Here is a 9,737-nt window from a genome sequence, read left to right on the forward strand (position 1 = left end):
GACTAAAAATATTTCTCTCCTGCGTTACCGACATCCTTGTGGTGCCTGGACATAATTGCTGGAGCCGGAAAATGATGAGGAAAAGACATGTACTACCTGCATACCCGTACTGCCGATGAGGTGCTTAATACACTTAAAGCGTACCGTGATGACCTTCACGAGCATACGCTGCGAAAGCCGCACTGGCCGTTGCTGGATAGGCTTATTTCCCGCGAAACAGAAATGATGCCAGTATGGGAAAACATTGCGCAGCAGCGGCTTAGCTGGCACCAATGCCACACGCTGCTGGAGCAGATTTTTTTGCCGGAGCTTATGGTACTAAGGAGCGTAACAATCGGCTGAAGGCTGACTACCGCAGGCTGACCGACCTGAATGAGAAAATCGCCGTGCAGGCGGCTGCGTTGTCCGCGCTGCTGACAGAGCAGGACCAGATACTTAACCGTAACGCTTTTTCGCTGGAGCGCACGACACACATTGTCGATCTGATTGAGACGGCCTCAGAGCAGAACGGGCACTATCGTTCGTATTTGCGTGAGCCTCTCAACGCCTTGCGCAGCAAGTATGACGGTAAATACTGGCCATCTCTTGAACAGATACTAGATGTCGCAGCCAGGGAAATTCCTGAAGCAGAATTTTTACACCGGAGCGAGGAAGCCATCGTCGACGGCAGGGGGGAAGCCGTACCGGACTACATGCGCGAGCTGTTTGACTGCATTGAAACGGCCAGGACCAGCCCCAGGAAACTGCCGGCCAACTTCACCCTGACCGATGCCTGCCTGGCGACGCTGGCTACCGTTTCACTCGATCTCAAGGATGTTGTTACCGCAGACAGGGTCAAGACCCTGCGGCACCGACTGAATAAAGAGGGATTTCCGGGGGCATGGGCAACACCACGCAGGACATCCCCGCAGCCGTCAGCCGCTGGCGGGGAGGGAAGTAAAATGTGACATCAGGTAACTAAAAAGGTTGTCAGCAGATCATCAATCAGCTGTTGTGGTACTTGACCCAAGCCGGCCTCTGTAAATGTTGCCGGCACCATCTCGTAGAAGGCAGGCTCTTTGCCCCTCAGTTTTCGGATAGCATGACCATCGATCTTAAGCAGCTGACGAACGCAACCGGCGGCTTGCTCGTAGGCTGGCGCCCTGCCATATTTCTGCCTGGGGGGATGACCACAGAGCCGCTCAATGATCTCCATCGAGTAAAGCTTGGCCAGCCCTTCCTCCAATACATTTGCACCGGCTTTTCCCTGTGGAGACAGTAGGTGTACACATTCATGCGAAAGCTGGTACATCGCTTCCTTATGGTTACTGAAAGCCTCCCCACTCAGACTAATAACAACATGCTTAGGATCAGGTTTATTCTCCTCTTTGGGGTACCAGATCATGGGGCCATCATACTTGAATTCTACACCAAGAAATGTCCATGACTTATCGCGTGGTCCGTAGCGTTCTTCAAGCTCTACCAGCATTTTCCCTGCGAGTGTGGGTAGCGTCCAGGACAGGCTACCCGGAGGAATTGTGCCGTTAAACAGATTCTCAGGAATGCCGTAGTTATTATTCATGTCCGTTTCCCTTGGTTAATTCTGCTCTGACATGTCATGCAGTAACACACGGAGATATTCGTCCACCGTCACGGCGAGGCTGGCCGCGACCTGATCCGCTGAGGTTGGATTATCGTTCTCCTCGTGTCCGCTGGAATACATATGAAACTCGCTGACCCCGCTGAGGAAAGTGAATCCCATCTCATATTTTCCGGTCTGCGCATTACGTACCGCTTTACCGTAGACGGTACCGGGCAGGAATACTCTGCTCTCCTGTGCTGGAAAGGCCAGTGCGGCATCCTCCAGCGCGTTTTCTCGATCCAGTGATTTTGCCTCCATCCGCACTAGCCATGCCCCGTGCTGGTAATCCTCCGGTTGTACGACGGATACTGTGACGTTTTCTCCCCGGTAAACAAATTCGCGCGCCGGCGCAGGACGTGCCAGCAGACCGGTATTGGTGAGTACGGATTTCAGCCTGGCAAACTCAGTTTCGAACGCTTTCAGTGAGATGCCAAACTCATTCGCCATCCGGGTGGGTACAGGCAGTTCTGCCGGTAAATCCGACAAGGCAAAGTCACATCCGGTCAGGTGATAGTTAATGCGGGGTAGCATCCGCCGGGCCGGAGCGGATATGTCATTGTCATCCGGCAGGGACTCCAGTCGCCAGCCGTTCTGCTGGATGGCAGCAGCCTGACGGGAGAGATCCAGTTTGGCGGCGGTGAATTCAGCGAATTCTGCACCGTCAGAATTCAGCATGCCCTGGATTTTATGCAGCTGATTGAGCGTATCGCCATACTGGGTGGCAATGGCAAGAGTCAGATCGGTTGCTGTAAAGAGCCTGGTCTCAGCGATGAAAGGCAACCTGCGGTGCTGTACGAGATACTGCCAGAAAAGTGTAATGGCCTGCGTTGTGTTCAGACCCTGCTCCCGCAGAACCTCATCCCCTGCATCCTTGAGTACATCATCTATCTTTATGTTAATGGCTGCCATCTTGTAAGCTCGCTTAGTCATTGGTGTATTCTTTTTTACCAATAAAATTTTATGTAGTAAATATGCTACATAAATTATTTTGTTTTCTCATAGCAACATAAACATCATGACACTTCCATCTTTCCCGGTCAGATCCGAAAACCGGTAAAGCCGGAGATAAAAGGGGGGGTGAACTGCTCACGGTAGTGAGGATGCAGGGCCGTCGCCTCTGTGAGCGAGGCATCCTGTCAACTGAATAAAACAAAATTTATCGGCGCAGCTGTGGGGCTGGAGAAGCCTGAAGCAGATGATGGTAGGATAGCTCGCACATTACGCTATCCTTATGCTTGGGTATCTGCCCCTCTTTTCACTATTAACGAGTCTCTATGCTTAACAAAACTTTAGAAAGCATCCGTTACCTGTCAGAGAAATTTATCAGGGACAAGATTCATGCAAACAATGCATACAATGAACTGAAGTGGAATGATTTTGAGAAAATTGTTGTCTCAGGCTCTGTGCATTATATTAAAGCAATAATAATTCTGATAGCAGTCTTTTCGGCCCTGTTCGTGGCTATGATCTGTGGTGAGACATATATAAAGCCTCTGGCTGCGGAGTGGTTTCCTGAATGGGAAACGCTGTTTAATGCACAGTTGAGTCTTCTGGGAGGGCAACTGACCATTATTGGTATAGTTTATCCTATGGTTGTTGGCCTCGTCAGCGTCATTTTTCAGAGAAAATCAGCCAGAAAGATTGTACAGGCAGCGTATCAGACTTATTCAGGGTTTATGCTTGCCGGGCTGAGCGGACTATTTCTTTCTGGTTTCATACTTACCGGTATAATATTAAGAACTTTTATCGGCAACTATAACTATGCAATTATTTGCGGAATAACTATTATCTGGATGATGCTAAATATTGCGCTTTCCATCTGGTTCTTTGTACAAAGCCTGAGTATGCTTGATGATCAGAAACGCGAAAGATTGGTGTTACGTTATCTTACAGCCGACGTACTGTCGACATATGTTAAAGAACAGTTGTTCAGGTGTTTTATTACTGCCCCAGTTTCCAGTAAGATTATTTTAAATGAGAATTACAGCCATGTATCATTTAAGGATTTTTGCTTTGACGAGGGATACCAAATTGTCCGGGGGAAGTCATCCCCTGATGAAACCGTTATGGATATGTATGTTCGCCCGTTAAAATTCATCCTCAGAATTATAAATATCTGTGGCGTTATTAAGAAAAAAGAAATTTCCATAGCCCTTATCTCCTATATGGAAGGGGGAGATAAATCATCCCCCACCCCGCTTTTTAAAGTTAAAGACATAGTGCCGGATAATATTCTCATACGCCTTATGAAGGGTTGTTTTCGCACAGGAATCACTGCTCGAAAAAATATACCGACCGACAGAATAATCAAAGGGCTTATGGGAGATGCGGCTGATGCGTTGGCCAGTAATGATATTAATGCGTTTGACGAAGCTGTGGACGGATTTTGTCGTGACATTACAGCTTTTACTGATGCATTTAATTTCAAAGACTTTCACCACCCGGACAACCTATTATTGCTATCGAATGAAAGTGCGTGGGATCGCAGTTTCAGTGAAAAGCTGTATACAGAAATTTACCATTTATTCCGGCAGGCGATTATCAGAACTGATATGTCTGAAAGATTTTACATCTCATGTATGTGGGTTCCACAACGATTGTGTGCGGCAAGAACAGATATTTCACTTAAAGAAATAAAACTAGGCCTTCAATACACATTTTATGCCTGGGAGATTCTTATACGCTGGGGGGATGCTAATGCGGCAAGATTGGATATCACTCAGCGTCAGAGCTACGATGCGATGCTGAGAGAATTTGTCGCGGTGTGGGAGAGATGGACTGACACTCTGGAAAGCAGACTCAGACAAAATGGCGACCAGCAACTTTATCACCAAGCCCTGAAGGCGCACCTGTTTACATTACCGCAGATAGTGACGAGCGCTGTGATATCAGGTGAGTCCGGGGCCGTTTCATGGGCTGTCGATATGATGAATCGCTGGCTGCATGAAGCGAGAATAGCCACGGGCGAGCAGCACACAGGTTTGTATCACTGGCAGGATTTTTTTATTACGCAGTCCGTTCTTGAAGGAAAGATTCAGTTCAGTTCAGACAGCACTCCCGGAAAAATCACAGCAAACCCGGCTAAACTTTTTGCTCCCTATTACAAAAATATGCTGACGGATATCCGGCTTTTAACAGCAGCTTATTTAATTCGCGAGCCTGCCAGCATGCTTAATAGTGAATATCGGTTTGCAATAAATACTCTTCTTAGCGGTGAAGTAGTTGAAAACACAGGTGGATTAGAAACCTTATCCGAGAAGCTGCAAAAAAGCTCCGATGTCATAGATGTTTTCATCCGTATTCTTACCTGGGATGAGAGGAGAGAAAGGGACTCGAAAGAAAGTCCAGGCAATATTATAAGACAATTATCGACTTCACACGGGCAAAGTATGATCAGCGGGCGTGTCTACATGGGTAACCGCCTTTCCGGTATTTCGGATTTAGTTTCTCAAGTAGCAGAGCTGGCCGTTATACTTTCCTCGAAAGAAAACTCTGTATCGCAAAAGATGAAGTCGGCTGTATCAGTAAATCTGTTTGATTTTGATTACTGCACCAGAATTATTCATCGTCTTGAGGCATTACAGCGGGCAACCGATAAACTGACCGGTACCGTTTTTGTTGATGACGTCCTTTTCGGACCACAACGGCAGAGCGTTTCTGATTTAGTGGGGAAATATCTGAATGTGTTTAATGACCATATTAAGCAGAGCATTATTCACGCTCCCGTCAGCAAAACTGTTCTAGAAGAGCTTGAGAGGGATATTTCTGATTCATTTAAAGAGAAACTGCATCAGGCTTTACCTTTTAGCCTGTTTGAGAAAATATCTGAACATACTGTTGTTACAAGCAATATTATTTGTAGATTCCCTTTCGAGACGGAAAAACAGGATGTTACAGACAGGTTCCGCAGGAAAATTCATGGGCGGGAAAATGCATGGGCTTCGGGCATGTTTTCAAAAGTCTTGTTGGATTTATTATCTCTACTGACTCAGCAACCCGCACAAAGCCATCATGAATTCACATCATTTTCTGACCTTGTCCGTCAGGTTGCCAGCTTTGAGGGGCTGCAACACGACGATTATCTCATCATTTGTGACAGTGCTCTGTATGAGCAATATAATGAGTACAGAGTAAAGCATTTAGATCGTGCCGATAGCCCTCAGAGTGATCTTTTTTACGATGACCACAGAACGCTCAGAATACACGGTGAAGAGCAAAGTTGTATTGTTTATATCAGACCGCACTTTAGTAATTCTGACACCATACTGGTTAATAAAAGAGCCTTTGCAGAGTTTAAAATCAAAAAAGATGCAGAGAACATTTTCTCATTCAGTGCCGAGGAAGAGGACACGGATGAACTTCATATTAGGTTGCATACCATTTTTGAAGGTGAAGCGGTATTCAGTGGAGAGATGAAAGCCCGTTTTATTTTTCGACAGGCTCCTGATCAGGCCCCCATGCCCCCGGGTTAAGATATTTCATTGAGGCATTTGAAAATGGTTTGTAGCAAAAAAGCTCCCTGATGGGAGCCTTTTGAAAGGATGAGCAGCCAGCATCATCCCGTAATTTCTTTACCTGTCGCCTGCAGGATTTTACGGATCCCGTTTTCAATAAAGTCTGAAACCGTCTCAGCAATCCGCTCCGGCCGAAGTCTTTCCCCTTCCGTCGTTCTGAAGCTGATATCGTCAGAGCCATGCAGAACACTTTTTCCGTTGTGGAACAAAAACCCGTAACAGAGCCGGGGCCCCCCCCCATATAACGTGCTGCGGCTTCTGCTGAATCGCGGGGCGGAAAGATATTTGGCAGCCAGACACGGTATTCGTCGGCAGGATGAAGTGTCCATCCCGGGAGCTGCGGCAGGTACTGACCTTCATTCAGTCGTCCGGAAAGCAGGTTAACCAGATCCGCACGCTGTGTGATGGTGACAATAAAACCTCGACCGGAGAAATTTTCGCTCACCCGGATGGCACAATAGTATCCGTTATGACTGTATTCGGGTACCGGGGTTGGTGGCGGGAAGACGTTCTTACTCAGCAGCAGTTCCCGGGCCGCGATCACTTCCTTATCAAGTGCGTTCAGCGAGGCAGACATAGCGGAAACCTCATCTTCGTTAAAGGGGCGCTCACACGTCATCCCCCGCCAAGGGCGGCCTCACTGCTGGCCATATGCACCCGGGCCCGGGCAAAAACGGGCATAAGTTCATTCAGCGTATCCGTCAGGTCCGTAGCGCTGTGCAGCCAGCACAGATCCTCCGCCAGGACAAGGTGAGCACGGGAAAGCTGCTGATACAGAGGATGAATGCCACGGCAGGTGATATCAGCCATAAGCGCCTTTGCTTCCATCAGCCTGAGGATATCACGCACTGCCTGGCAGCTCAGATACACACGCCAAGCTACCTCAGGAGCGGTAAGCGTCCGGCTCTGCTGGATGAAAGGTAACCGCCGATGTTCAGCAACGTACAGCACCGCCTGTACGTTAGTCTCTGTGGGAGTGGAACCTAATTCTTTGTGGGCCTGGGTGGTAATCTCTTTGAGATCGTCATCCAGTCGGTATGTCATCATGGCCATCTTTTCCTCCGTAGCCGTCAGCCAGTGGGATTGTGTCAGTCATTAAGCATGTACAAATATATATACGCACAATGCATACTAATGTAATACGCTGCTATTGAATATACAATTATAATACGATAATTTTTGGATATACAGATGTATTGCACCTGTCATCGTTGTTTAACGCACAGATCCGATTTCTGGTGAAGCCGGATGCTAACTATCCGAGGTGAAGGTGACTATGTGTTTACGCTGGCAGCCAGGCAACCTGAATGGTTTATCGTGATGTGCTCCGGCATACGTAAAGTCTACACCGGAGCCAAGGGTGGATTACTCCGGAAGGTGCAACTCCTTCAGATTCGTTTCAAAGTAATCAATATAAATTCGCTCATTTTTTGGCTTCATTATCAGCTGAATGCCGTTGGGAACGGGCGGGCATGAGGCCCGGTAGGCGAACATTTCATCCTGGATATTCCGGAGCGTATAGCCCAGTTGCTCTTCTTCTGCCCTTCCGGACACCCTGATGCCGGATAATTCCTTCTCAACGTACTTTTTCAGCTTCTCGCTTCTTTTCATACTGCTCCGATTATCCAGAAACTGAAGCAAGAAATAGCGGATGACCGGCAGAGTGAACACCACATAGAAGAGGATCTCATTCAGTCCGGATTTCATGGCGATGCCGTAAACAAGCATCGCGACAGGCGAGACAATGAAAGCTGAAAGATAAAACACGTGCAGTACCTCCCTGAGCGATTTGTCCCAACCGAGGTTTTTTCCGTGGCACAGGAGCGCCATTACGGCCTGCGGCGCGTCATACACCTTACTGACGTACCACCCCTCTTCGCCAAATCGCTTTCGTGCTTTTTCCGGACTGTCCCTGAAATAGGCAGCTGCCCGGAGGATGTCATCCCGTGGGATCTCCTCCACCTTCAGGTCATTGCGCCGGATGCCAAGTACCCGGCAGTCGTACATTTCCTGGATTGAGGCTGCCTTCCTGCGCAGCGCCGAGATATGTCCGCTGATGATAATGTTAAAAGTAAGCACCAGGAGTCCATACAACCCTAATAGTGAAGACAGCAACTCTGAATCGACAAAGCCCCGGCTCCGGTTGTATACGGTAACGAGCGAAAGCAGGAGCGGCACGATGATGCTGAAGATAAAATTCAGCCTGTTCCAGTTTTTTACCCTGTCGTAGATATGGGCCTGAGCATACAGTAAATCCAGATTTTCTCTCGTCGACTGGTTCGTGTAGATGGCATTCATGGTTCACCCGTAAACAGGAAAGGACGGCCCAAATACGTCGCGCCATTTATTGATAGATTTTTCATACTCTTTATTATCTTCAAACCGTCTTGCCTCAGATGCCTTCTGCGCATCGAGATAACATCTGTCCGATATCGCCTTACGTGCCTCGGCTGAAAGAGAGTTGATATCTCCCTGTATGCCTTTAGGATCGTTGACAGAGAACTGCACGAACAGACCAAGATGGCGGAAAAGCGCTTCCAGCTCCATATCGACAAACGATGAGCAGGACGTCCTGCCAGCGTAATAGTCCAGAATCAGCGTCTCAAGCAGATAGGAACTCATGGAAGGCATCGTCGGTCTCCGCTGCCAATACTTGACTGCCCTAATGACATTGAGCACATTGCCGTCATTCTGCACATTGATAGTCGTGACTCTGTCCCTGTCTTTGCGGGGGTCGGTAAACTTCCAGTGGCCGTTGCCGTCGGGGATCAGGTAGTAAGTCCGTCCAAAGACATCTTCGCTGGTAATGAAGCAGGGCACGATGTCAAAATTCCAGTCCTTGCTGACCAGTTTCAGCGTGACGGCTTCCTGGTTACGCCTGATATCAGCCTGGGCGTACTGGGCAATGTCCTGCAGGTGGTTTTTAAAGGCATTCAGAATTCTGACGGAGCAGATAGTGTCAACTCCTGAATGCCGATACCCGTGCAGGCGCGATCCCTCGCCGGAAGAGGTCAAGGTGATCCGGTCACTCAGAACGTTATAGGTGGCACTCTGCGCGGATAAGCCGAACATCAAATCGATATCGTCCAAGGGACGGATTTTGGTTCTTCTGGCAAAGGATCCAAAGGCAATATGGATCGCCGGATAACTCACCGGAAATTTATCGTCCTTCTCAAAATCATTCATCTTACCGATAAGCCAGTCGCGACTTGCACGCGCGTCATCGGTATCTGCCTTTTTGAGATTCACGGTATCTTTCATAAATTCGTTAAAGGCAGCTATTACTGTGGTCGCCATGTTCAGTCCTTTAATTATTTATTGCAAAAGGCGCAGGGCTCTGTCGTACATCTGCACACTCCAGTGCCCTGGAAGAGTCGGTACAGTTTATTCTTAGTACCGCAAGTTCACTACCGTCTCACTCTCTTCAAGGGCATATAATTTATATGGGAAATAAGTGCCTCGCTCTTTTATTGAAAATAATGCAAATATTTTCAATTATTGATGCCAAATAAGCAGCAATGTGATTAAGTTCAAAATTCATCCTTAGTGTTGGCATTATCAGCACAAAACCTTCTGCATTCCTCCTGAGATCCGAAAACTCC

At 47.9% G+C, this 9,737-nt stretch carries 8 protein-coding genes; 2 read left to right on the forward strand and 6 right to left on the reverse strand.

The window, feature by feature from the left end:
* Positions 1-272 precede the first annotated feature (272 nt).
* A complete protein-coding gene (locus tag ENTHG_RS23400) occupies positions 273-947 on the forward strand; it encodes a hypothetical protein (protein WP_145973689.1) in 675 nt (224 codons plus the stop codon).
* Between the two features lie 2 nt (positions 948-949).
* On the opposite strand, the gene ENTHG_RS23405 is transcribed toward ENTHG_RS23400, so the two are convergent.
* Both ENTHG_RS23405 and ENTHG_RS23410 read right to left on the reverse strand, forming a co-directional pair.
* Complete coding sequence (locus ENTHG_RS23405; RefSeq protein ID WP_052332776.1) at positions 950-1,561, reverse strand: hypothetical protein; 612 nt, start codon at positions 1,559-1,561, stop codon at positions 950-952.
* A 15-nt stretch (positions 1,562-1,576) separates the two neighbouring features.
* On the reverse strand, positions 1,577-2,530 hold the full coding sequence (locus tag ENTHG_RS23410) for a type II toxin-antitoxin system RelB/DinJ family antitoxin (RefSeq protein WP_161624538.1): 954 nt from the start codon (positions 2,528-2,530) through the stop codon (positions 1,577-1,579).
* Between the two features lie 365 nt (positions 2,531-2,895).
* Here ENTHG_RS23410 and ENTHG_RS23415 point away from each other — a divergent pair, with 365 nt between their 5' ends.
* Complete coding sequence (locus ENTHG_RS23415) at positions 2,896-6,093, forward strand: hypothetical protein (protein ID WP_044185880.1); 3,198 nt, start codon at positions 2,896-2,898, stop codon at positions 6,091-6,093.
* Here the strand turns inward: ENTHG_RS23415 and ENTHG_RS25535 are convergent.
* From ENTHG_RS25535 to ENTHG_RS23430, 4 genes are all read right to left on the reverse strand, one after another.
* Entirely contained in the window at positions 6,047-6,712 is a 666-nt protein-coding gene (locus tag ENTHG_RS25535) for a hypothetical protein (protein ID WP_145973690.1), read from the reverse strand. The two genes, ENTHG_RS23415 and ENTHG_RS25535, sit on opposite strands and share 47 nt — an antisense overlap.
* Before the next feature lie 38 nt (positions 6,713-6,750).
* Positions 6,751-7,188, reverse strand: coding sequence for a type II toxin-antitoxin system RelB/DinJ family antitoxin (locus ENTHG_RS23420; RefSeq protein WP_044185882.1), 438 nt, complete (start codon positions 7,186-7,188; stop codon positions 6,751-6,753).
* 312 nt (positions 7,189-7,500) lie between these two features.
* A complete protein-coding gene (locus ENTHG_RS23425; RefSeq protein ID WP_044185884.1) occupies positions 7,501-8,433 on the reverse strand; it encodes an S-4TM family putative pore-forming effector in 933 nt (310 codons plus the stop codon).
* Positions 8,434-8,436: 3 nt separating this feature from the next.
* Positions 8,437-9,432: a nucleotidyltransferase family protein gene (locus tag ENTHG_RS23430; RefSeq protein ID WP_044185886.1), complete on the reverse strand. Its 996-nt coding sequence runs from the start codon at positions 9,430-9,432 to the stop codon at positions 8,437-8,439.
* Between the last annotated feature and the right edge of the window lie 305 nt (positions 9,433-9,737).

The organism is Phytobacter massiliensis JC163 (assembly GCF_000321045.1).
Classification (GTDB): domain Bacteria; phylum Pseudomonadota; class Gammaproteobacteria; order Enterobacterales; family Enterobacteriaceae; genus Phytobacter_A; species Phytobacter_A massiliensis.